This is a genomic window from Mycobacterium sp. smrl_JER01, from assembly GCF_048513595.2.
Lineage (GTDB): Bacteria > Actinomycetota > Actinomycetes > Mycobacteriales > Mycobacteriaceae > Mycobacterium.
This window is the reverse complement of record NZ_JBLXXK020000001.1, coordinates 5,423,898-5,445,133: the sequence shown is the minus strand read 5'-3', so window position 1 is coordinate 5,445,133 and position 21,236 is coordinate 5,423,898. Positions and strand designations below refer to the sequence as shown.

Below are 21,236 nucleotides of genomic sequence, written 5' to 3'. Positions count from 1 at the left end.
ACCCTGCTGTGCATGCCGATCGCGACTCTGCGCAAACTGCTCGCCGCCGTGGCGATCGTCGGGATGTTGGCCAGCGGCATCGGTGTCGCGTCGATCATGATCTTCGGCAGCCGTGGTCAACAGGAGGCCGCCGCGCCTGTGCGTACCCCGCCGACCCCGCCGCCCCCGTCGGTACCGACCGACCAGGAGTTTCTCATCGGCGTGATCGTCACCGCGCAGAACTGTGATCCGGCCGGCGCATGCTTCTACACCTATACGATCGACCCGAAATATGTTGGTTTGCACCCGTTTCCGGAGACGCCGTTCACCGTCGAGTATGAGGTGCTGGGTGGGCATCAACCCCAGCCGGGACAGTTCACGGTCGTCGGACAGCAGGCCGAGATCCTCAAGGACGTCACGCTGGAGGGGCCGCCGGGCGCGCAACTGTCGGCGCGGGTCGTGCAGGTCGTGGGATAGCCGGCCGATATGACGACACCACAGTCGCGCAGCCGCTGGATGCGCAACTTCCACCCCGCCCCCGCCCCCGCGGCCGGGGTCCGGCTGGTCTGCTTCCCGCACGCCGGCGGCTCGGCGAGCTACTACTTCCCGATGTCGCGGGCGCTGACTCCTGAGTTCGACGTGTACGCCGTGCAATACCCGGGACGCCAAGACCGCTACAGCGAGCAACCGCTGCAGTCCATCGACGAGCTTGCCGACCAGGCCTTCGCGGCGCTCGACGACCTGCCGGACGCGCCGCTGGCGTTCTTCGGGCACAGCATGGGCGCGGTCCTCGCCTTCGAGGTGGCGCGCCGGTGCGAGGCGGTCCCGGGCCGGCGGGTCACGACGATCTTCGCCTCCGGGGCACCGGCGCCCAGCCGCCGCGGTGACGAGCGTAGACACAGCGCTGACACCGACTTCGTCGATGTGCTGCGCGACCTGGGCGGGACCGACCCGCGGGTGCTGGAGAACCCCGACATGCTGGCGACCTTCCTGCCGGCTTTCCGCACCGATTACCTGGCGTTGCAGGATTATCACCGCGGAACCGAGGTCGGGATCGCTGCCCCGATCGTGGTGATGACCGCGACCGACGATCCCAAGACCAGTGAGGCCGATGCGCGGGCGTGGCACGAGCACACCACCGGTGGCGGCGAGGTCCACACCTTCACCGGCGGGCACTTCTACCTGGAGAGGCAGCCGCAGCGGGTCGTCGAGGTCGTCACCCGGACGCTGAGGGCCATCCGGTAGCACCGGGCACCATCGCCGGTTCCCTCGATGGCGGGGTTTCGCGCCCCGGCCAGACAGCGTCTGTCAGACGGTCGGGGTGAGGACCGCCGTACCCGTGCGGGTCTGACCCGAGCGGTCGATCCAGGTCAGTTCCAGCACGTCGCCGGGGTAGTGCCGGTCGAGCACCGAGGTCAGGGTGTTGGTGGAATCGAGCACGGTGCCGTCCAGCATGGTGATGATGTCGCCGGGCATCAAACCGGCCCGTTGCGCCGGCCCACCGGTCATGACCTCCTGGATGAGGACACCCGGTTCGTCGCGTGGGGTGGTCCGCACACCGACGCCGAGCAGGACGGGCGGACCGATGTGGACGTTGTCCGAGCGGATACCGGCGCGGATCTGTGAGGCCACACCCATCGCGTCGTTGATCGGGATCGCGAAGCCCTTGCCGCCGGGACCCATCCGGAAGTTCACCGAGGCCGCGGTGGTGACGCCGACGACTTGACCTGCGGAACTGACCACCGGGCCGCCGGAGTCACCGGCGCGCACCGGCGCGGCGAACTCGAAGAGCCCGGTCAGCTCATCGGTGGTGCCGGTGAGTGTGTCCTCGGCCTTGACCGTGCGCCCGAACGCGGTCAGGGTGCCGACCTCGCGGGTCAGCGGAGCATCGGTGCCCATCGCGTTGCCCAGGGCGATGACCGGCTCGCCCGGGGCGAGGGTATAGGCGTCCCCGATGGGCGCCACCGGCAGGCCGCCGGCACCGATCAGTTGCAGCACCGCGATATCGCGGCCGCGGTCGTAGCCGACGAGCTGGGCGGGGAAGGCGCGGCCGTCGACCGTCCCGGTGATGCGGTCAGCCCCCTGGACGACGTGGAAGTTCGTCAGGACCTGACCCCCGGGATCCAGCACGAAACCGGTGCCGAGGCCGTAGACGCCCTGGTAGTCGACTTCGGTGTCGATGCGCACGACCGCGGGTTCCACCTGGGCAGAGGCCGCGACCGGATCGCCGGGCGCCGCGACCGCAGGTGCCACCGGAGTGCCGAGCGCAAGGACCGCCGCCAGTGCGATCAGCAGTGTCCGATGTCGGCGAATCAGCCCCATACCTATCAATAGTGGCCGCGACGTCGAATTCTGTCGACGTGGGCCTCTCCGATCAGTCGTCGACCGCGACGCCACCGCGCGTGCGCTTACGCCTGCCGAGCACCGTTCCCTTGCCGGTCGGGCGCCGGTTTCGGAGTTTCCCGTCGGAGGCGTCTGAGCTGCCCGAGCCCTTTGAGGAATCTGAAGCGCCTGCCTCGGTGGGTTCGTCGGTGGGTTCGGACGCGCCGGCGTCGGGGTTGTCTGACGCGCCGGCGTCGGGGTTGTCTGACGCGCCGGCGTCGGTGGGTTCCGTCGTGTCCTCGGCCGTCACGACCGGCTGATCCTCGACGTCGCTCCCGGCGTCCGTGTCGGTCTCGGGCTGGGTGTCGGTCTCGGGCTGGGCGTCGGTCTCGGGCTGGGCGTCGTCACCATCCTGCGCCGCGGTGCTCTGGCGCCCGCGGCTCTTTCGCTCCCTGACCTTCAACGGCTTCGGTGGCGGAGGCGGCAACTCGGCTACGAACGCCAGGTAGAAGGCCAATACGCCGAGCAAGGCGATCGCGGCGGCCGCGCCGTAGACACCGAAGAGCCACTGCCCGGCCGAGTCCAGCGATACCCAGATCTCGGTGACCGCGGTCCCGACGATCAACACACCGGCCAGCACGTGCAGTGCGATCGACGCCGTCCGTAGGTTCAGCGCCATCGTGGGGGTGCCGAACTCGGGCCGACGGGTGCGCAACAGCGTGAACACCACCGGGAGCGCAGCCAGGCCGAGGAGCGCTCCGACGACGATGCGTAGCACCGTACCCAGGGTGTGCGAGGTGTCGCCCACCAGTTCGGGGGTGCGCGGCAGCACGAAGAAGAAATAGAGCACACCAGCGGCGATGGAGAACGACGCGTGCCAGATCACCGCGACGGTGCGGCCCATACTCCTCCTCGATCGTGTTGCCCACTCGTTCGTGATCCCCGAGGTGCGACCGTGCGAGTCGTCAGCCGGTCGCACCTCGGGGCGAGTGCGGAGGATAGGGGATTTGAACCCCTGAGGGCTGTTAACCCAACCCGCGTTCCAGGCGAGCGCCATAGGCCACTAGGCGAATCCTCCGTCGGCCATGGTAACCGACCGGTCCGCAGGTCCCATAAAGCTCCCGACGAGCTCCTCGGCGCCGACCGACAACCGCGGGGTATTACACTCGCCGTGGACCCCGCGCGGCGTCCATCCTGTGAACTCCCCCAGGGCCGGAAGGCAGCAAGGGTCAACGGGCTCTGGCGGGTGCGCGGGGTCCCCTTACGTTGTTGGGGAAGTGACGTTCCACAGAAGCTCTGTTCCGGGAAGTTCCGCACGACAGGTGAAAGGCGAGCGGTGACGTTTCATTCGCTGGGCCGCGACGATCTGCGCGCACAGCACGAACTGCAGCAGCGCAACTACGCCGAGCTGCAGGCCAAGAACCTCCGTCTGGATCTGACCCGGGGTAAGCCGTCCGCCGATCAGCTCGACCTGTCGAACCGTCTCCTCGAGCTGCCGGGCAGCGGCCCGGACGCGTACCGGGACGCCGAAGGCACCGACACCCGCAATTACGGCGGTCTGCACGGGCTGCCCGAGATCAGAGCGATCTTCGGGGAGCTGCTCGGCATTCCGGTGCCGAACCTGATCGCGGGCAACAACGCCAGCCTGGAGTTCATGCACGACGTCGTCGTGTACTCGCTGCTGCACGGCGGTGTCGACTCGCCCCGGCCCTGGATCCGCGACCTGCACGACGGCCCGGGTGTCAAATTCCTGTGTCCGTCGCCGGGCTATGACCGCCACTTCGCGATCACCGAGAGCCTCGGCATCGAGATGATCCCGGTGCCGCTGGGCGAGGATGGTCCCGACGTCGACCTGGTCGAGGAACTCGTCGCCGCCGATCCGGGGATCAAGGGCATGTGGTGTGTGCCCGTCTACTCCAACCCCACCGGGACCACCTACTCCTGGGAGACCGTGCGCAGACTCGTCCAGATGGAAACGGCAGCAACCGATTTCCGGCTGATGTGGGACAACGCCTACGCGGTCCACACGCTGACCCACGATTTCGTCCGGCAGGTCGACGTCCTCGGTCTCGCCGCGGCGGCCAACCACGCCAACCGGCCCCTGGTCTTCGCGTCCACCTCCAAGATCACCTTCGCCGGCGCCGGTGTCAGCTTCCTGGGCGGATCGCTGGGCAACATCGCCTGGTACCTGCAGCACGCGGGGAAGAAGTCGATCGGTCCGGACAAGGTGAATCAGCTCCGTCACGCCCGGTTCTTCGCCGACGCCGACGGGGTCCGGTTGCACATGCGCCGCCACCAGGAACTGCTGGCGCCGAAGTTCGCGCTCGCGCTGGAGATCCTGCAGGACCGGCTGGGTGACTCGAAGATCGCGTCGTGGACCGAACCCAAGGGCGGCTACTTCATCAGCCTCGACGTCCTGCCCGGGACCGCCAAGCGCACGGTGGCACTGGCCAAGGACGCAGGCATCGCCGTCACCGAGGCCGGAGCATCCTTTCCGTACCGAAAAGACCCGGAGGACAAGAACATCCGGATCGCGCCGACGTTCCCCGCCATCGCAGACCTGCGTGATGCCGTCGACGGACTGGCCACCTGCGCGCTGTTGTCGGCCACCGAGCGGCTGCTGGGCGGCAGGTAGTCGGCACGGGTCGGTAGCCTGCTTCCGTGGCTCTCTACCGCAAGTACCGGCCGGCATCCTTCGCAGAGGTTGTCGGCCAGGAGCATGTCACCGAGCCGCTCTCCACGGCGCTGAACTCGGGCCGCATCAACCACGCCTACCTGTTCTCCGGTCCGCGCGGCTGCGGTAAGACGTCCTCGGCGCGGATCCTGGCGCGCTCGCTGAACTGTGCCGAGGGCCCCACGGCGACACCGTGCGGGGTGTGTGATTCCTGCGTTGCGCTGGCACCCAACGGGCCCGGGAACGTCGACGTGGTCGAGCTCGACGCCGCCAGCCACGGCGGCGTCGACGACACCAGGGAACTGCGTGACCGTGCGTTCTATGCGCCCGCCCAGTCGCGCTATCGCATCTTCATCGTCGACGAGGCCCACATGGTCACCACGGCGGGCTTCAACGCTCTGCTCAAGATCGTCGAGGAACCACCGGAGCACCTGATCTTCGTGTTCGCCACCACCGAGCCGGAGAAAGTGCTGCCGACGATCCGCTCGCGGACCCATCACTACCCGTTCCGGTTGCTGGCGCCCCGCACGATGCGGACCCTGATCGAGAAGATCGTCGCCTCCGAGAACGTGCAGGTCGACGACGCGGTGTATCCGCTGGTCATCCGCGCGGGGGGCGGGTCCCCGCGCGACACGCTCAGCGTGCTCGATCAGCTGCTGGCCGGCGCCCACACCGATCCGGCCGGCGTCAGCCATGTCGCCTACCAGCGGGCCCTGGCGCTGCTCGGGGCCACCGACGTCGCCCTGATCGACGATGCGATTGACGCGCTGGCCGCCAACGACTCGGCGGCGCTGTTCGGCGCGGTCGAAGGTGTCATCGACGCCGGTCACGATCCCCGCCGCTTCGCCACCGACCTACTGGAACGGTTCCGCGATCTGATCGTGTTGCAGGCCGTGCCCGACGCGGTCGCACGCGGGGTGGTCGACGGCGCTCAGGACGAACTGGACCGGATGCGCGATCAGGCCGCCCAACTGGGCACCGCCACACTGACTCGCTACGCCGAGGTGGTGCACGCCGGCATGGGGGAGATGCGCGGTGCGACGGCGCCCCGGCTGCTGCTGGAAGTGATGTGCGCCCGGTTGCTGCTGCCGTCGGCCAGCGACACCGAGGCTGCGCTGCTGCAGCGGGTCGAGCGCATCGAGACCCGACTGGACATGTCCATCCCCGCCAGCGACGAGATCGCGCCGGGCGCCCCGGCCGCACCGCGCAAGCAATTCGTCCGCAGGAGCGAGGCCTCCGGAGCTGTTCCGTCGGCTGTCCCGTCCGCGGCGGCCGCTTCGTCCGCCGCTGTGACCTCGCCCGCTGCTGTGACCTCGCCCGCCGCCGGTGCCGAGACCGGACCGGCGGCGGCATCCGCCACGTCGGCGTCTTCTTCCGCGGTGTCGTCGTCCTCCGGGCCCTCGTCCGTCGTGTCGCCGGAGTCCGCGCCGGTCTCCGGCCGTCCATCCGCGCCGGCCCGCCCGCGCGGTCCGGTGGCGCCCGCTGTCCCGGTAGCAGCCGAAGTCGCTGAACCCGAACCTGTCTCGCCACCCCCGGTCCGTCCACCTGCCGCTCCCGTGGTGGAAGCGCCGCCCACCACACCGGCCGCCGCGGTCGCGGCGGGCGAACCCAATGCCGCCGCGGTGCGCAGCATGTGGACGACGGTGCGGGAAAAGGTGCGCGAGCGCAGCCGTACCACCGAGGTGATGTTGGCGGGCGCCATCGTGCGGGCAGTCGAGCGAGACACCCTGGTCCTGAGCCACGAGTCGGCACCCCTGGCGCGGCGGCTGTGCGAACAGCGCAACGCCGACGTCATCCGGGAAGCGCTCAAGGATGCGCTCGGGGTCAACTGGAAGGTTGTCTGTGAGACCGGCGCCGCACCCGCCGCCGCCCCCGCGCGTGAGCCGCAGCGCCGGGAGGCCGAGCCGCCGCCCCCACCCGACGTCGACGACGAGGAGAGCATGCTGGCCGAGGCCGGTAACTCCGATCCAGCCGCGCCGCGCCGGGATCCAGAAGAGGCCGCACTGGAACTGCTGCAGAACGAGCTGGGTGCGCGTCGCATCGACGGCGGTTAGGGCACGCCCGGCGGTGGATTCCGCAACGTGCGCGCCCGTCAGACGGTGCGCGGCGACGGCCGTCGAGATGACCGACTAGGTTGCGGTTTTCTTCTCCCGCAACACCAGGGCCGGTAGCACCACGGTCGCAATCGCGGTGACCAGCCAGACCACCACGGTGGCGGCCACCCAGGACCCGAGACCACGGATACTCAGCCCGTTGGACAGCAGCGACGCCAGCAGCAGCGCGACGAAGGTCGACACCAGGCCGATACCGCCGAGAAACGTCGATGCGTACCGGCTGGCCATCTTCAAGAAGAACGGCGCGAGGACGGCTTGTGCCACCGTGAAAACCACCACCGCGGCGACGAACCCCCACACCGACAATCTCACCCCAGGGACCAGCCAGCCGGCAGCGAGCAACCCGATCGCCGAGGACCCCAGAAAGATCGCGACGCGCAACAGAAAGCGGATCACCTGCTGAGCATAATTGCTATGCGCTCCACCATGGCCGCAATGGCAAACCGCCGTCCTGGCCGCCTTCGTGCAGCTTGACCGCGAGCACCTGGTGCAGCTGAATGGAGTTCTGCTCGAATCCCACTCGTGACGCCGCCATGTAAAGACCCCACACCTTGGCGGTTGCCAACCCGACCTCGGCGACCGCATCGTCCCAATGCTCCACCAGGTTCCGGCACCAGTCCCGCAACGTCAACGCGTAGTGGTGACGCAGATTCTCCTCGTGCACGACCTCCAGGCCGACGTCCTGGATCTCGGTGATGATCCGTCCCGATCCCGTCAGTTCCCCATCCGGGAACACGTAGCGGTCGATGAATCCGCCGGCGGCCGGCCCGGTCCGGTTGTTGTGCCGGGTGATGCAGTGATTGAGCAGCAGCCCGCCGGGACGCAACTTTGATTTGAGGAAGCGGAAATACGACGGGTAGTTGGCGACGCCGATGTGTTCGGTCAACCCGATCGACGACACAGCATCGAAATGGGACTCGCGTACATCGCGGTAGTCGCTGTGCCGAATCTCGGCGAGCTCGCCGAGGCCTTCGCGGGCGACCGCGGCCGCTGCCCACTGTGCCTGTTCCTTGGACAGGGTCACCCCGATCGCCTTGACGCCGTGGCGGGCGGCGTACCGCACCATACCGCCCCAGCCGCAACCGACATCGAGAAGGCGATCGCCCGGTTTGAGGCGCAGCTTCTCGAAGACGAGCCGGTACTTGTTCTCTTGCGCCTCTTCCAGAGTGGCGTCGGCGTGCGGGTAACACGCGCAGGTGTACGTCATCGACGGGCCGAGCACCCATTCGTAGAAGGTGTTCGAGACGTCGTAATGGTGGTGGATCGCATCCGCGTCGCGGGTCTTGCTGTGCCGCAGACCTTCTGCGATACGCCGCCAGCGCGGTAAGGCCTCCTGCGGAGGTGGCGCGATGGGCTTGAGGTGCTCGATGCCGATCGATCGGACGATATGGGCCAACACCCGTGCCGACGGGCGTTTGAAGTCGAGCTTCTGCACCAGTGCCGAGAGCAGATCGTAGGGATCGCCGGGATGAACGCCGTGCAGCTGCAGGTCACCGGACACATAGGCGCGGGCCAGCCCGAGGTCACCGGGAGCGGTTGCCAGGTAGGTGGTTCCGCGCGGGGTCAGCAGATCCATCCCCAGAGGCGCATCGTCAGGCCCGGTGCTGCTGCCGTCGTAGGCCGTGAACTTCAGCGGCATCCGTCCCGCCGCGAAGATCTCCAGGATCTCGGCCAGGGTGAGCTTGCGGTCGCCGTGGGCCGCGGAGTCGCTGGTGTGGTCCCGAAACGTGGTCATCGATGTCCTCCGCTCGCGCTCATCGCCTTCGAACCGCCTTTGCATACAAGTCGAGGAAACGAGAGTCTGGGTCGTAGATCTTCTTCACGGTCCTGTACGTCTCCCCGCCGTAGAGCGAATCAAACTCCTCGGGCGAGTAGAACGCATCTGAATAAAGCGATTTGTGACCGTCGAGCTCGCTGACCTTCCGTTCGATCATCCTGTTGGTGTGGCCCGGCTCCGGGCCCATCGGCACCGACGACCAGAAGCCTACGTTGACGTAGGTGTGGTGCGGTTGGATCGGGTACAGGGGCCAAGTGCGTTCGTCGCGTAACCGCAACGGGCACAGCCATATCGGCTCGATGGGTATCGTGTCGAGGAACCATTGCAGGAACTCCACGGTCCGTTCGGTCGGGACTTCGACGTCCTGCACGACTCGCTCACGCGGAGGGCGGCCGTTGCGCTTCTCGATGCGGTCGGCGATATCGAAGCGCTGGTCGTAGCCGATCAGTTTCCAGTAGAAGCTGCTGCGCCGGTAGCGGCGGGGCCACCAGCGTCGGATGTGTGGGTTTTGTGCGCCGAATGCCCTTGAGCACCAGAACCAGTCGGTGTCCCAGCGCCACAGATAGTCGTGCACGGTCAGGCGGTCGTGCTTCTCGGCTCCGTCGGCGGAGGAGTCGTGCTGAATCGAGCGGTAGTAGATGTCCATGCCGGTGTAGTCACTGACCGGTCCCGGTGTCGCCGACTGTTGTCCGACACACAGATAGCCCTCGTCTGCGCTGAACACCACACCGTCGAGGTAGTGCACCGGTTCGCCGTCGAGGCCACCGGTTTCGACGATGCGGTCCATCGCCTCCAGGAGGGCGGGCAGCGAGTGGAAGCGCAGATGGCGCAGCGCCACAAACGGCTTGACCGGTTCCAGTTCGATCTTGAGTCGAACCGAATAACCCAGCGTCCCATAGGAGTTCGGGAACGCTCGAAAGAGGTCGATGTTCTCGTCGGGGGCAGCGCGGACCACGTCGCCGGTGCCGGTCAGGACATCCATCTCCAAGACCGATTCGTGGGGAAGTCCGTTGCGGAACGAGGACGACTCGATCCCGAGCCCGGTCACCGCTCCGCCGAGTGTGATGGTCTTGAGCTGCGGAACCACCAGCGGCGAAAGGCCGTGGGGGAGGGTGGCGGCGACGAGGTCCTCGTAGGTGCACATGCCGGCGACGTCGGCGGTTCGGGCGTCCGGGTCGACCTCGATGACATTGGTCAGGCCCGAGGTGTCCAGACCGCGTGCGGTGTTCTCGGCGCGGACACGGAACAGGTTCGAGGTGGGTTTGGCGAGGCGGACGGTGGCGTCCGCCGGGATGGCCCGATAGCTGGCCAACAGTCGCCGCACGCCGTCAGCATGCGCGGCCCGTGCGTCGGTCAAGGCAACAGACACACATATACGCTAGTCCGAGGTCGCCTCCGATGCGACCGCACCGAGCTTCCGTGACCCCCTCTTGACAAGGAGTTTGCACTGATGGGACAGGTCAGCGCGTCCAGTACGGTCCTGATCGACGCCGATCCGGCCACGGTGCTGGGTGCCGTCGCCGACTACCAGGCCATGCGCCCCAAGATCCTCTCCGACCATTACAGCGGCTACCAGGTGCTCGAGGGCGGGCAGGGTGCGGGCACCGTCGCGGAGTGGACGCTTCAGGCCACCAAGTCGCGTTCGCGCACGGTAAAGGCCGAGGTAGACGTCGCGGGCCGCACCGTCATCGAGAAGGACGCGAACTCGTCGATGGTGACCAACTGGACCGTCGCACCCGCAGGTCCGGGATCGTCGGTCACCGTCAAGACGTCGTGGACGGGTGCCGGTGGCATCGGCGGGTTCTTCGAGAAGACCTTCGCCCCGATCGGGTTGCGCAAGATCCAGGCCGAGGTGCTCGGCAACCTCAAGCGCGAGGTGGAAGGCACCGTCGGCGTCGAGGGAACCCAGGCCTAACTGCGCTGGGAACTCAGGAACGCCACGATTCCCCGCACGACCGCGTCGGCGTAGCGTTGCCGTCCCTCCGGTGTCTTCATCAGACCCGAGTCCACCGGATTCTTCATGTTGCCGAGTTCGACCAGGATGGACGGGAACTGTGCCAGGTTCAGCCCGGCGATGTCCGAGCGTGGATTGAGCCCGGACTGGCCGATGTAGGTGGCGGGCGGGATTCCTGAGCCGGCCAGTTGATCGCGCATCACCTTCGCGAACTGCACGGACGGACCCGCCTGTGCGGCGTTGAGCGGGGGCGAGGAGTACAGCACGTGGAAACCGCGGCCGGTGGGCGGGCCGCCGTCCGCGTGGATGGAGACCACCGCATTCGGGCTCAGCGCGTTGGCCATCGCGGCGCGCTCGTCGACGCACGGTCCGAGCCCGGTGTCGTCGCCGCGGGACATCGCGGTGCGGACCCCGAGGCCGTGCAGCGCCTGCCGGATGCGCAACGTGGTGTCCCAGGTGAAAGTGTGTTCAGGGAAGCCATCCTCGGTGGAGGTGCCGCTGGCCTGGCAGTCCTTGGTGCCGCCGCGTCCGGTCGGCACCTGTCTGCTGATCGAGGCGTCGTTGGAACCGTTGTGGCCGGGATCGAGGAACACGATCATGCCTGCGAGGTTGGTCGGCGCCGCCTGCGCGGGAACGGCGGGTGAGGTTGCGACAAGCATCGCGGCCACAACAGCGGCCCCGACACGCAGACTGGCTGGCATGGGCACGGCGCCACCGTAGCGCCGGTGCGGACTACGCTGGAAGACCAAAGTGCCGGTTGTGGACGAGCGCAACCAAGTCGAGACCGAGACTTATCCATCCGCACACACAACCGCACCTAGTCCGAACCCCAACCGCATCCATCCGAACACCAACCGCGAAGAGGATCACCCATGCAGCCTGGTGGACAACCCGACATGTCAGCCCTGCTTGCCCAGGCCCAGCAGGTACAGCAGCAGCTGATGGAGGCTCAGGAAGCGCTCGCCAACGCCGAGGTGAACGGCCAGGCCGGTGGTGGTCTGGTGCAGGTCAGCATGCGGGGCAGCGGTGAGGTGGTGGCAGTGCGGATCGACCCGAAGGTCGTCGACCCGTCGGATGTGGAGACGCTGCAGGATCTCGTCGTCGGGGCGATCACCGACGCCGCCCGGCAGGTCACGATGCTGGCCCACGACCGTTTGGGTCCGCTGGCCGGCGGCATGGGCGGCCAGGGGTTCCCGGGCCTGCCGGGGATGTGACTTTTTGTTCGAAGGACCTGTCCAGGATCTGATCGACGAGCTCGGCAAACTGCCCGGTATCGGGCCCAAGAGTGCCCAGCGGATCGCCTTCCATCTGCTGTCGGTGGAGCCGCCGGATATCGATCGACTCACCGCGGTCCTGAACCGGGTCCGTGACGGCGTGACGTTCTGCGCCGTGTGCGGCAACGTCAGCGACGAGGAGCGGTGCCGGATCTGCGGTGACCCGCGGCGGGACGCGTCACTGATCTGCGTGGTCGAGGAACCCAAGGACGTCCAGGCCGTCGAGCGCACCCGGGAGTTCCGTGGGCGCTACCACGTGCTCGGTGGAGCCTTGGATCCGCTGTCGGGCATCGGGCCGGATCAATTGCGGGTGCGCGAGCTGCTGAACCGGATCGGGGAACGGGTCGACGGTGTCGAGGTCGCCGAGGTCATCATCGCCACGGACCCCAACACCGAAGGCGAAGCCACTGCGACCTATCTGGTGCGGATGCTGCGCGACATTCCCGGGCTGACTGTCACGCGGATCGCGTCCGGCCTGCCGATGGGCGGTGACCTGGAGTTCGCCGATGAGCTCACACTGGGCCGAGCGTTGGCGGGCCGCCGGGCGATGGCCTGATTCGCGCTTCGCCGCGGGTTTGATGCGCGGCTTCGCCGCGGGGGACCGATCCACGTTGTGCAGGCATCTACTCGCACTTTGGCTGCAGAACGTCGATCGGTCCGCCTTGTCGGTGCGCACTGGCAGCATGCCGGGTATGAACAGGGTCGTCTTGGGCGGGGAGGCCGTCCGCGCGGGCGTGGCCACCAGACACGAGTTGGCCCGCGATTACACGAAGCTCTACCGCGGGGTGTTCGTCCGCAAGGGCGTCGAGGTCACCCTGCGGGACCGGGCGATCGGGGCCTGGCTGGCGACCGGGCGCAGGGGAGTGATCGGCGGCGTCGCGGCATCCGCTTTGCACGGTGCACCGTGGATCGACGCCGAAATTCCGATCGAGGTGGTGGGCGTCAAGTGCCGCCCACGCGACGGGTTGATCATCCATACCGACGCGATAACCAGCGACCAGATCACCCACCGCTCGGGGCTTCCCGTCACCACACGGGTACGGACGGCGTTCGACCTCGGCCGTCACCTCGCCAGGACCGAGGCGCTGGCCCGGTTGGACGCGCTGATGTGGAATCAGCACTTCGACATCGCCGACGTCGTCGAGCTCGCTGACCGGCTGCCGCGGCTTCGCGGGATCGGGCAGCTTCGCGAGCTGCTTCCGCTCGTCGACGGGGGCGCCGCCTCCCCACGCGAGAGCGCACTCCGATTGCAATTGCACGACAAGGGCTTTCCCCTTCCCGAGACCCAGATCCCGGTTGTTGTGGGCTCCCGTCCCATCGCTTTCCTGGACATGGGGTGGCCGCAGTACTGCGTTGCCGTCGAGTACGACGGTGACCACCATCGCAAGAATCGCGGACAGTACGTCAAGGACATCGCGCGGCTGCGCAGGCTCGACGAGCTCGGCTGGATCGTCATCCGCGTGATCGCCGAGGATCACCCCGAGCAGTGGCTGCTACGGGTCGAGCAGGCATTGCGAAGTCGCGGTTGCCCGCTGGAACTCGATGAGCGGCAGGTTCTGGCGGCGTGACGCGGTTCTGATCAACGGTGGCGTCACGACCGCAGAGCACCGGCGTCGGCGCGCAATCCGGACCGGCCGTGGGGCGTCAGACGCGGCGCGGTGCAGCCAGCCGCTCGCGGCGAAGCTGCACGACCTCTGGAAGGTCCAGCGGCGCAAGTTCTCCGACAACCCTGCCGAGTAGGTGGTCGGCGAGTTCAGGGTTGCGGGCCAGGCAACACCCGTGCAGATACGTGGCCACGATGCTGCCCTGCACCGCGCCGTCGAAACCGTCACCGGCACGATTGCCCGCACCCTTGGTCACCCGCGCGAGTGGCCGCGCGTCAGAACCGAGAACCGTTCCGCCGCGGTGATTTTCGAAACCGGTCAACGGATCTGTGAGTCCGTCGACGAGCGGGATCGAGGCCACCTCGCCGATGGTGCGTTCTGCCTGCGGCGACGTCGTCACGTCGAGCACGCCGACGCCGTCGACGCGCTCACCGGCCGACGTCTCGTACCAGTGTCCCAGCACCTGGATGGCCGCGCAGATCGCCAACACCGGCGCACCCCGTGAAATCGCCTGTTGTAAACCGGGATAACGGATCAGATGCTTGGTTGCCAGGCGTTGCGCGTAGTCTTCCGCGCCGCCGAGCGCATACAGGTCCAACTCGGCCGGGACCGGATCGTCGAGCGTGATCTCGACAATCTCGGCCTGGATCCCCCTCAGGCGCAGCCGCTGTCGCAGCACCACCGAGTTGCCGCCGTCACCGTAGGTGCCCATCACGTCCGGCAGCACCAGCCCGATCCGCACCGCCGATTCACGCACGGTTCAACACCCGATTCAGGTGCAGAAACGCCGTATAGTTCGCCAACACCTCGACGTGCCCGGGCGGACAGGAGGCGACGGCGGCCAGGGTGTCGTGCACGAGTGTGTGCTCGACGCCGGCGTAACCCAGCCGCACCGCGAGGTCGGTGCCGCGTTCACCGGCGGCCACCACCGGTACCGAGTCGAAGTGTTCGAAGCGCACATCCCACAACCAGGACAGGTCCTCTCCGTCGGGGACCTGGCCGTTGACTGCGATGACGACCCCGGCGGCGTCACGGTCCACCATCGACAGTGCCTCCTGCCAGCCGGCCGGGTTCTTGGCCAGCAGGATCCGCACGGTGTGTGCGCCGACCTGCACGGTGCGATAGCGGCCGGCGACCTCGTCGACGGCCGAAACCGCGGCGACGGCCGCGGCCGGATCGGCCCCTAGCGTCACCGCGGCGGCGACAGCCTGAGTCGCGTTTCCGCGGTTGACCGCCCCGGGCAGGATCAGACTCATCGGAAGCGTCAGACCGTCGGGTCCGTGGATGTGGGTGTCGTCGAACCACCACTGCGGGTCGGGGCGCTTGAACTCACAACCGGTCGAATACCAGTGCGCGCCGTCGCGGACGATGACCTCGCCCGAACGTGGGCAGCTCACCGAGTCGCTGGCCCAGCCGCCGCCTGCGGCAACCCACACCACGTTCGGGCTGTCGTATGCGGCCGAGGTCATCAGCACGTCGTCGCAGTTGGCCACGACGACCGTCGAGGGGTGACGGGTCAGCCCGGCGCGCAGGGTGCGTTCGATGTGGTTGATCTCACCGACCCGGTCGAGTTGGTCGCGGGACAGGTTGAGCAGCACGATCACCGACGGGGCCACCGCATCGCTGACGTGCGGGACATGCATCTCGTCGACCTCGAGCGCCGCCAGCGGCGCATCCGGCGCGGCGGCGAGTGCGGCGACCAGCCCGGCGTCCATGTTGGCGCCCTCGGCGTTGGTCGCCACCTGTCCGATCGTGCCCAGAGCGGCGGCGGTCATCCGCGTCGTCGTCGACTTGCCGTTGGTGCCGGTGACGACGACGGTCCGGCGGCCCGACCCCAGCTGGCGCAGGATCGACTTGTCCATCGTCATCGCCACCAGGCCGCCGATCATCGCACCGGCGCCCCGGCCGGTGACCCGTGACGCCCAGCGCGCCCCGGCACCGGCGGCGAGCGCGACTCGTCCGCGCACCGAGATTCCCCGGCCGCTGCGCTCCTGCCCTCCGAGGATGACCATTCCCGGCAGTTTAGAAGAGCGCCCGACACGCGGTGCGATGGAGCAAGGCATGTCACACCCGCGTGCCATCCTCGGTGTGTGAGTTCAACCGCCGGACGTCGCTGGGGTAGACCCGCAGATCAGGGCGGAACCGGTTGGGCCGTGGTCGACGTCGAAACCTCGGGTTTCCGGCCCGGGCAGGCGCGGGTCGTCAGCGTGGCGGCACTGGCGCTCAGCGATGACGGCAACGTGGAGAAGAGCCTCTACAGTCTGCTCGATCCCGGCGTGGATCCCGGGCCCACCCACGTGCACGGGTTGACGGCCGAGATGCTTGCCGGCCAACCCACCTTCGGTGACGTCGTCGACGACCTGATCGAGGTGCTACGGGGTCGGACGCTGGTCGCCCACAACGTCGGATTCGACTACGCGTTCCTGACTGCCGAAGCCGAGATGGTGCGCGCCGAGTTGCCGGTCGACTCGGTGATGTGCACCGTCGAGCTGGCCCGCCGCCTCGACCTCGGCCTGGAGAATTTGCGACTGGAGACCCTGGCCGCGCACTGGGGTGTCACCCAGATGAAGCCGCACGACGCACTCGACGACGCGATGGTGCTGGCCCAGATCCTCAAACCCGTGCTGGTGCGTGCCCATGAGCGCCGGAAATGGCTCCCGGTGCATCCGGTGACCCGGCGCACCTGGCCCAACGGCCGGATCACCCACGAGGAATTCCGGCCGCTCAAGGCGCTGGCGGCGCGGATGCCGTGCGCCTATGCCAACCCCGGACGATTCGTACCGGGCCGGCCGCTGGTGCAGGGCATGCGGGTGGCGCTGTCAGCCGAGGTCAGCCACACCCACGAGGAGCTCGTCGAGCGGATCCTGAACGCCGGGCTGGCGTTCACCGAAGCCGTGGACGATCACACGTCGCTCGTGGTGTGTGACGTCGCGGCACCCGGGCAGGGCAAGGGCTACCAGGCCGGCGAACTCGGCGTGCCGATGCTCGGCGGGAGCGACTTCCTGCGGCGCCTCGACTCGGTGGTCGGTGGTGCGACCATCGAAGAGTTCACCGAGCACACGCCCGCCGGCGACCAGTTCACCCTGTTCTGAGCGGGGTGTGCCGGGTCCCGCACGCAGGACCCGGCACCGTCGCCAATCGATCGCACTCAGCCGCTGAGCGCCTTGGTCTTGAGTGCATCGAATTCGCTCGCCGTGATCGCGCCGGAATCCAGCAGCGCCTTCGCGTCGGCGATCTCCTGGGCGGGGCTGCGTCCCGCGGCCTCCCGGATGTACTCGTCGGTCTGCTGCTTGGCCTGCAACGCCTGGTCGCGGGCCCGCTCGGCCATCCCCTTGCCGCGGGCGATGAGATAGACGAACGCCGTCAGGTACGGCAACACGATCAGGAACACCACCCACAGGGCCTTGATCAACCCCGAGGTCTTGTGGTCCCGCCAGAACAGGTCGGCCAGGATGTTGAACAGGATGATCAGGTACGCGATGAACGCGAAGATCACCAGCATCGACCAGAAGTAGTCCCAGAACGAATCCCACATGATGACGGCAGCTCCTTGACCGTTGAGTGCGCAATTTACGCAGCTGTCAGTCAATCACAGCCGGTTCCGACAACCAGGGTCCAAAGACCCCGGAACGGGGGTCACAACGCTGGCTGAATCCTGTGCCGGGCGGCGCGGTTCACCGCGGAGACGACCGCGCGCAGCGAAGCCGTGGTGATCGACGTCGCGATGCCGACACCCCACACCGTGGTGCCGTCGACCTCGGCCTCCACATACGCCGCCGCCTGGGCTTCCTCCCCGGCCGACATCGCGTGTTCGGAGTAGTCCAACACGTTGACGTTGAACCCCACCGCGCCGATCGCATCGACGAACGCCGCGAGCGGACCGTTTCCGGCGCCGACGATCTCGCGCTCTTCGCCGTCGACCTTGACCACCGCGGTGATGGTGTCGGTGCCGCCGTCCACTTCGGCGGCGTCCACCTTCTGCCGCATCCGTTCCAGCGGGGTGATCGGTGCCAGGTACTCCTCGTAGAACGCGTCCCACATCTCCTTGGGCGACACCTCGCCACCCTCGCCGTCGGTGATCTTCTGAATCGCCTGCGAGAACTCGATCTGCAGACGTCGCGGCAGCGCCAAACCGTGATCGGCCTTCATGATGTAGGCGACGCCGCCCTTGCCGGACTGCGAGTTGACCCGGATCACGGCCTCGTACGTGCGGCCGACGTCCTTGGGATCGATAGGCAGGTACGGAACCTGCCACAGGATGTCATCGACGTCGGAATCCTGTTCGTCGGCAGCGACTTTCATCGCGTCCAACCCTTTGTTGATGGCGTCCTGATGGCTGCCGGAGAACGCGGTGTACACCAGATCGCCACCGTAGGGGTGCCGCTCGTGCACACCCAGCTGATTGCAGTACTCCACGGTGCGGCGGATCTCGTCGATGTTGGAGAAGTCGATCTGCGGATCCACGCCCCGGGAGAACAGGTTCAGCCCCAACGTCACCAGGCACACATTGCCGGTCCGCTCACCGTTTCCGAACAGACAGCCCTCGATACGGTCGGCGCCGGCGGCGTAGCCCAGTTCGGCTGCGGCGACAGCGGTTCCGCGGTCGTTGTGCGGATGCAGGCTCAGGATGATCGCATCCCGCGGCGCCAGGTGGCGGTGCATCCATTCGATCGAATCGGCGTAGACGTTCGGTGTCGCCATCTCGACGGTGGCGGGCAGGTTGACGATCAGGGGCCGCTCGGGGGTGGGCTGCACCACATCGGCGACGGCGTTGCACACCTCGACCGCATACTCCAGCTCGGTCCCGGTGTAGGACTCGGGTGAATACTCGAAGCGCCACAACGTGTCCGGGTACTTCGCAGCCTCCTCGACACACATTCTGGCGCCGTCGGTCGCGATCTTCTTCACGGCGTCGCGGTCGGCGCGGAACACCACGCGGCGCTGCAGGATCGACGTCGAATTGTAGAAGTGCACGATCGCCCGCGGCGCACCCTCACAGGCTTTGAAGGTGCGTTCGATCAGCTCGGGACGACACTGGGTCAGCACCTGAATGGTGACATCGTCGGGGATGGCGCCCTCGTCGATGATCTCGCGGACGAAGTCGAAATCGGTCTGGCTGGCCGACGGAAAGCCGACCTCGATCTCCTTGTAGCCCATCCGCACCAGCAGGTCGAACATCCGCCGCTTGCGCTGTGGGCTCATCGGGTCGATCAGAGCCTGGTTGCCGTCACGCAGGTCCACCGCGCACCACATCGGCGCGGTGTCGATGACCTTGTCCGGCCAGGTGCGGTCAGCCAGTCGGATCGGCTCGACTTCCTCGTCGAAGCTGCGGTAGCGGCGGACCGGCATGGAGGAGCCACGCTGGGTGTTCCAGGAGGGCTGGCCGGGAGGGGACGCACCGGCGGGTGTGGTGATCGTGCGTACCGAGCTGAAGGCGTCGGCCGGGTTGAAGTTCTCAGTCATTTCCGTGCTCCGGGTTAGGTGGAATTCAGACCGGCGCATCGCGAACACCCGCGACGGGAGGCCAGTCTGGATCAGACCCCGTCGCGGCGTCCGAGAAGGAGCACCCGCTGCACGAAGATGACTGTACTCCCGCAGGCCCGGGCGTCAAAACCTGCGCACGTCACACCTGGGAGTCGGGGAATGCGATCACCGACAGGAACCGGATCGGCACCTCGACGAGGTCGACCGGTCCGTGGGCCCCCTCACCGTCGATCTGTAGGGAATCTCCCGGGTGCAGCCGGTACACCGAACGGCTGTGGCTGTAGTCCATGACGCCCTCCAGCATGTAGATGAACTCGGTACCGGGGTGCTGGAACAGGGGATACGTCTGGCTCTTCTCCGACAGCGTGACCTCCAGGCACTCCAACCGCTTGTGCTCCCCGCGCAGCGAACCGAGCAACTGGTACTCGTGGCCCTCTCGGGTCCCTTCGCGCACGATGCGCGCGCCGGTGCCGGCCTTGACGAACGCGGCCGGGCGTTCCACATCGGCACCGCGGAACAGGCTGGTCACCGGCACGTCGAAGCCCTTGGCCAGCAGTGCGAGCGTGGACAGACTGCACGAGGTCTGGGCGTTCTCGATCTTGCTCATCATCGCCTTCGAGATGCCCACCCGGGCCGCGGTCTCGGCGACGGTCAACCCCTGCTGCAGACGCAGCAATCGCACATTGCGGCCGATGGCGGCCTCGATCTCAAGTTCCTCCACCGGCGCGGCGGGATCGCGGTCCCGGGCGGTGCCAGAGGTGTTGCGCAGCAGCGGGCCGAGATCGGCCGGATCGTCTGGGAGGTCCACGGACTCTGTCTAGCGCATCTGCCCCGCGCCGACGTAGGGGTAGGGCGTCTTGAGCGGGTCGCCCTCGGCGAATCGGGACAACCGGAAGTCCGACGCGGGGATCCGCGGGTCCCTGCTGTGGCCGTCGACGACGATGTCGGCGATCAACCGCCCGACCGCGGGCGCAATCTTGAAGCCGTGCCCGCTGAAGCCGGCGGCGATCACCAGACCGTCCAGCGGCCCTTCGGAGATGACCGGATTCCAATCGGGCGTGACGTCGTAGCAGCCGGCGTAGCTGCCGGCGATCGCGGCGTCGGCGAAGCCGGGAAACCGGGTGCCGACCTTGTCGACGGTCAGCTCGACGAAATCGTCGGTGGCCCGGTTGAGATAGTTGTCGGGGTCCGCCGGATCGATGGCGTCATAGCCCGGCAGATCGCTGTTGCCGAAGAGGATGTCCCCGCCCACCTCCGGGCGCACATACTGCAGCGAAACCAGGTCGGAGAACACGGGCAGGCGGCCGATCGCTGCCCGTTCCGCACCGGGGGCGATCATCACGATCTGTTCGCGGATCACCCGGATCGGGATGTCGATGCCGTGGCGTGCCAGCAACGGCCGGGTCCACACACCGGTGGCGACGACCACGGTGCCCGCCGAGATCTCGGAGCCGTCCGCGGTACGAACCCCGGTGACCCGGTCGCCGTCGACGAGCAGGTCGGTCACCGCGGTGCCTTGGCGGACCCGGACCCCGGCGGCGCGCGCCGAGGTCGAGAACGCCTGCGCGGTCTGGTAGGCATCGCCGTATCCGCCGCGGGCCTCCCAGCCGAACGCGGCGAACGGCGACAGGTCGGCGAACGGCCACAGCTCGGCCACCTCCGCCTCGTCGATCTCCTCGGTGTCCACCCCGACTGCGCGTTGGGCGGCCAGGCTCTTGCGCATCGCCTCGACGTTCGGGTCCCCGACCCCGACGACATAGCCGGTCTGGCGAAACCCGATGTCGGATACCTGCTCTCCCAGGAACTCCTGAGGCCGTTCGAAAACCTCGAGTCCGTCGGCGGCCATCGCGGCCAGCGAGCTGACCCCATAGTGGCACCGGATGATTCCGCTGGACTTGCCGGTCATGCCGGATGCGACCGTGTCACGTTCGGCCACCACGACATCGGTGACACCGCGCCGGCTCAACGCCCACGCGGCGGCGGTGCCCTCCAGGCCGCCGCCGACGATGACGACGTCCGCAGTCTCACTCATCGGTACGGTCTCCTCTTCGCGC

The 21,236-nt window shown here is 67.7% G+C and carries 21 protein-coding genes, 1 tRNA gene and 1 other RNA gene; 10 read left to right on the top strand and 13 right to left on the bottom strand.

Going from position 1 to position 21,236, the window contains the following annotated elements; translation table 11 throughout:
* Positions 1-12 precede the first annotated feature (12 nt).
* Together ACNUDN_RS25625 and ACNUDN_RS25620 are read left to right on the top strand one after the other, a co-directional pair.
* A complete protein-coding gene (locus ACNUDN_RS25625) occupies positions 13-456 on the top strand; it encodes a hypothetical protein (protein WP_419124507.1) in 444 nt (147 codons plus the stop codon).
* Between the two features lie 9 nt (positions 457-465).
* Positions 466-1,224 (top strand): thioesterase II family protein, encoded by a 759-nt coding sequence (locus ACNUDN_RS25620; RefSeq protein ID WP_419124506.1) that lies wholly within the window; start codon positions 466-468, stop codon positions 1,222-1,224.
* Between the two features lie 63 nt (positions 1,225-1,287).
* Here the strand turns inward: ACNUDN_RS25620 and ACNUDN_RS25615 are convergent, their stop codons facing one another.
* The 3 genes from ACNUDN_RS25615 to ACNUDN_RS25605 all read right to left on the bottom strand — a co-directional run bounded on the left by ACNUDN_RS25615 (position 1,288) and on the right by ACNUDN_RS25605 (position 3,379).
* Complete coding sequence (locus tag ACNUDN_RS25615) at positions 1,288-2,301, bottom strand: S1C family serine protease (protein ID WP_419124505.1); 1,014 nt, start codon at positions 2,299-2,301, stop codon at positions 1,288-1,290.
* Between the two features lie 52 nt (positions 2,302-2,353).
* A complete protein-coding gene (gene lucA, locus ACNUDN_RS25610) occupies positions 2,354-3,205 on the bottom strand; it encodes a lipid uptake coordinator LucA (RefSeq protein ID WP_419124504.1) in 852 nt (283 codons plus the stop codon).
* An 88-nt stretch (positions 3,206-3,293) separates the two neighbouring features.
* A tRNA-Ser gene (locus ACNUDN_RS25605) sits at positions 3,294-3,379 on the bottom strand.
* Between the two features lie 92 nt (positions 3,380-3,471).
* Between ACNUDN_RS25605 and ffs the strand changes: the two genes are divergently transcribed.
* The 3 genes from ffs to ACNUDN_RS25590 all read left to right on the top strand — a co-directional run bounded on the left by ffs (position 3,472) and on the right by ACNUDN_RS25590 (position 7,029).
* Positions 3,472-3,566, top strand: an RNA gene (gene ffs, locus ACNUDN_RS25600) — signal recognition particle sRNA small type.
* Between the two features lie 71 nt (positions 3,567-3,637).
* Positions 3,638-4,936 carry an aspartate aminotransferase type Ic gene (locus ACNUDN_RS25595; RefSeq protein WP_419124503.1) on the top strand — a complete coding sequence of 433 codons (1,299 nt, stop codon included), beginning with the start codon at positions 3,638-3,640 and terminating at the stop codon, positions 4,934-4,936.
* A 26-nt stretch (positions 4,937-4,962) separates the two neighbouring features.
* Positions 4,963-7,029: a DNA polymerase III subunits gamma/tau gene (locus ACNUDN_RS25590; protein WP_419124502.1), complete on the top strand. Its 2,067-nt coding sequence runs from the start codon at positions 4,963-4,965 to the stop codon at positions 7,027-7,029.
* A 75-nt stretch (positions 7,030-7,104) separates the two neighbouring features.
* On the opposite strand, the gene ACNUDN_RS25585 is transcribed toward ACNUDN_RS25590, so the two are convergent.
* The 3 genes from ACNUDN_RS25585 to ACNUDN_RS25575 are packed head-to-tail and all read right to left on the bottom strand — an operon-like array spanning position 7,105 to position 10,235.
* The gene (locus ACNUDN_RS25585; RefSeq protein ID WP_419124501.1) at positions 7,105-7,485 is read right to left on the bottom strand and encodes a phage holin family protein; all 381 of its coding nucleotides are present in this window, start codon (positions 7,483-7,485) and stop codon (positions 7,105-7,107) included.
* A gap of 16 nt (positions 7,486-7,501) precedes the next feature.
* Complete coding sequence (locus ACNUDN_RS25580; RefSeq protein ID WP_419124500.1) at positions 7,502-8,824, bottom strand: class I SAM-dependent methyltransferase; 1,323 nt, start codon at positions 8,822-8,824, stop codon at positions 7,502-7,504.
* A 19-nt stretch (positions 8,825-8,843) separates the two neighbouring features.
* Positions 8,844-10,235 carry an FAD-binding protein gene (locus ACNUDN_RS25575; protein ID WP_419124499.1) on the bottom strand — a complete coding sequence of 464 codons (1,392 nt, stop codon included), beginning with the start codon at positions 10,233-10,235 and terminating at the stop codon, positions 8,844-8,846.
* Between the two features lie 81 nt (positions 10,236-10,316).
* Between ACNUDN_RS25575 and ACNUDN_RS25570 the strand changes: the two genes are divergently transcribed.
* Positions 10,317-10,781 (top strand): SRPBCC family protein, encoded by a 465-nt coding sequence (locus ACNUDN_RS25570; RefSeq protein ID WP_419124498.1) that lies wholly within the window; start codon positions 10,317-10,319, stop codon positions 10,779-10,781.
* On the opposite strand, the gene ACNUDN_RS25565 is transcribed toward ACNUDN_RS25570, so the two are convergent.
* The gene (locus ACNUDN_RS25565) at positions 10,778-11,521 is read right to left on the bottom strand and encodes an Rv3717 family N-acetylmuramoyl-L-alanine amidase (RefSeq protein ID WP_419125310.1); all 744 of its coding nucleotides are present in this window, start codon (positions 11,519-11,521) and stop codon (positions 10,778-10,780) included. The two genes, ACNUDN_RS25570 and ACNUDN_RS25565, sit on opposite strands and share 4 nt — an antisense overlap.
* Before the next feature lie 171 nt (positions 11,522-11,692).
* Here ACNUDN_RS25565 and ACNUDN_RS25560 point away from each other — a divergent pair, with 171 nt between their 5' ends.
* The 3 genes from ACNUDN_RS25560 to ACNUDN_RS25550 all read left to right on the top strand — a co-directional run bounded on the left by ACNUDN_RS25560 (position 11,693) and on the right by ACNUDN_RS25550 (position 13,662).
* Positions 11,693-12,034, top strand: coding sequence for a YbaB/EbfC family nucleoid-associated protein (locus ACNUDN_RS25560; RefSeq protein ID WP_419124497.1), 342 nt, complete (start codon positions 11,693-11,695; stop codon positions 12,032-12,034).
* 4 nt (positions 12,035-12,038) lie between these two features.
* Complete coding sequence (recR, locus tag ACNUDN_RS25555) at positions 12,039-12,650, top strand: recombination mediator RecR (protein WP_419124496.1); 612 nt, start codon at positions 12,039-12,041, stop codon at positions 12,648-12,650.
* A gap of 136 nt (positions 12,651-12,786) precedes the next feature.
* Complete coding sequence (locus ACNUDN_RS25550) at positions 12,787-13,662, top strand: type IV toxin-antitoxin system AbiEi family antitoxin (RefSeq protein WP_419124495.1); 876 nt, start codon at positions 12,787-12,789, stop codon at positions 13,660-13,662.
* A gap of 76 nt (positions 13,663-13,738) precedes the next feature.
* Here ACNUDN_RS25550 and ACNUDN_RS25545 read toward each other — a convergent pair whose 3' ends face one another.
* Positions 13,739-14,455, bottom strand: a complete 717-nt coding sequence (locus ACNUDN_RS25545; RefSeq protein WP_419124494.1) for a type 1 glutamine amidotransferase — start codon at positions 14,453-14,455, stop codon at positions 13,739-13,741.
* Entirely contained in the window at positions 14,448-15,710 is a 1,263-nt protein-coding gene (locus ACNUDN_RS25540) for a Mur ligase family protein (RefSeq protein WP_419124493.1), read from the bottom strand. Before ACNUDN_RS25540 ends, ACNUDN_RS25545 begins: the two co-directional genes overlap by 8 nt.
* Before the next feature lie 78 nt (positions 15,711-15,788).
* On the opposite strand from ACNUDN_RS25540, the gene ACNUDN_RS25535 reads away from it, so the two are divergent.
* A complete protein-coding gene (locus ACNUDN_RS25535) occupies positions 15,789-16,790 on the top strand; it encodes a DEDDh family exonuclease (RefSeq protein WP_419124492.1) in 1,002 nt (333 codons plus the stop codon).
* 56 nt (positions 16,791-16,846) lie between these two features.
* On the opposite strand, the gene ACNUDN_RS25530 is transcribed toward ACNUDN_RS25535, so the two are convergent.
* The 4 genes from ACNUDN_RS25530 to ACNUDN_RS25515 form a co-directional block, all read right to left on the bottom strand.
* Complete coding sequence (locus tag ACNUDN_RS25530; protein WP_419124491.1) at positions 16,847-17,233, bottom strand: SHOCT domain-containing protein; 387 nt, start codon at positions 17,231-17,233, stop codon at positions 16,847-16,849.
* A gap of 101 nt (positions 17,234-17,334) precedes the next feature.
* A complete protein-coding gene (gene leuA, locus ACNUDN_RS25525; protein WP_419124490.1) occupies positions 17,335-19,161 on the bottom strand; it encodes a 2-isopropylmalate synthase in 1,827 nt (608 codons plus the stop codon).
* 160 nt (positions 19,162-19,321) lie between these two features.
* The gene (locus tag ACNUDN_RS25520) at positions 19,322-19,990 is read right to left on the bottom strand and encodes a helix-turn-helix domain-containing protein (RefSeq protein WP_419124489.1); all 669 of its coding nucleotides are present in this window, start codon (positions 19,988-19,990) and stop codon (positions 19,322-19,324) included.
* A 9-nt stretch (positions 19,991-19,999) separates the two neighbouring features.
* Positions 20,000-21,214, bottom strand: coding sequence for an NAD(P)/FAD-dependent oxidoreductase (locus tag ACNUDN_RS25515; RefSeq protein ID WP_419124488.1), 1,215 nt, complete (start codon positions 21,212-21,214; stop codon positions 20,000-20,002).
* Positions 21,215-21,236 lie beyond the last annotated feature (22 nt).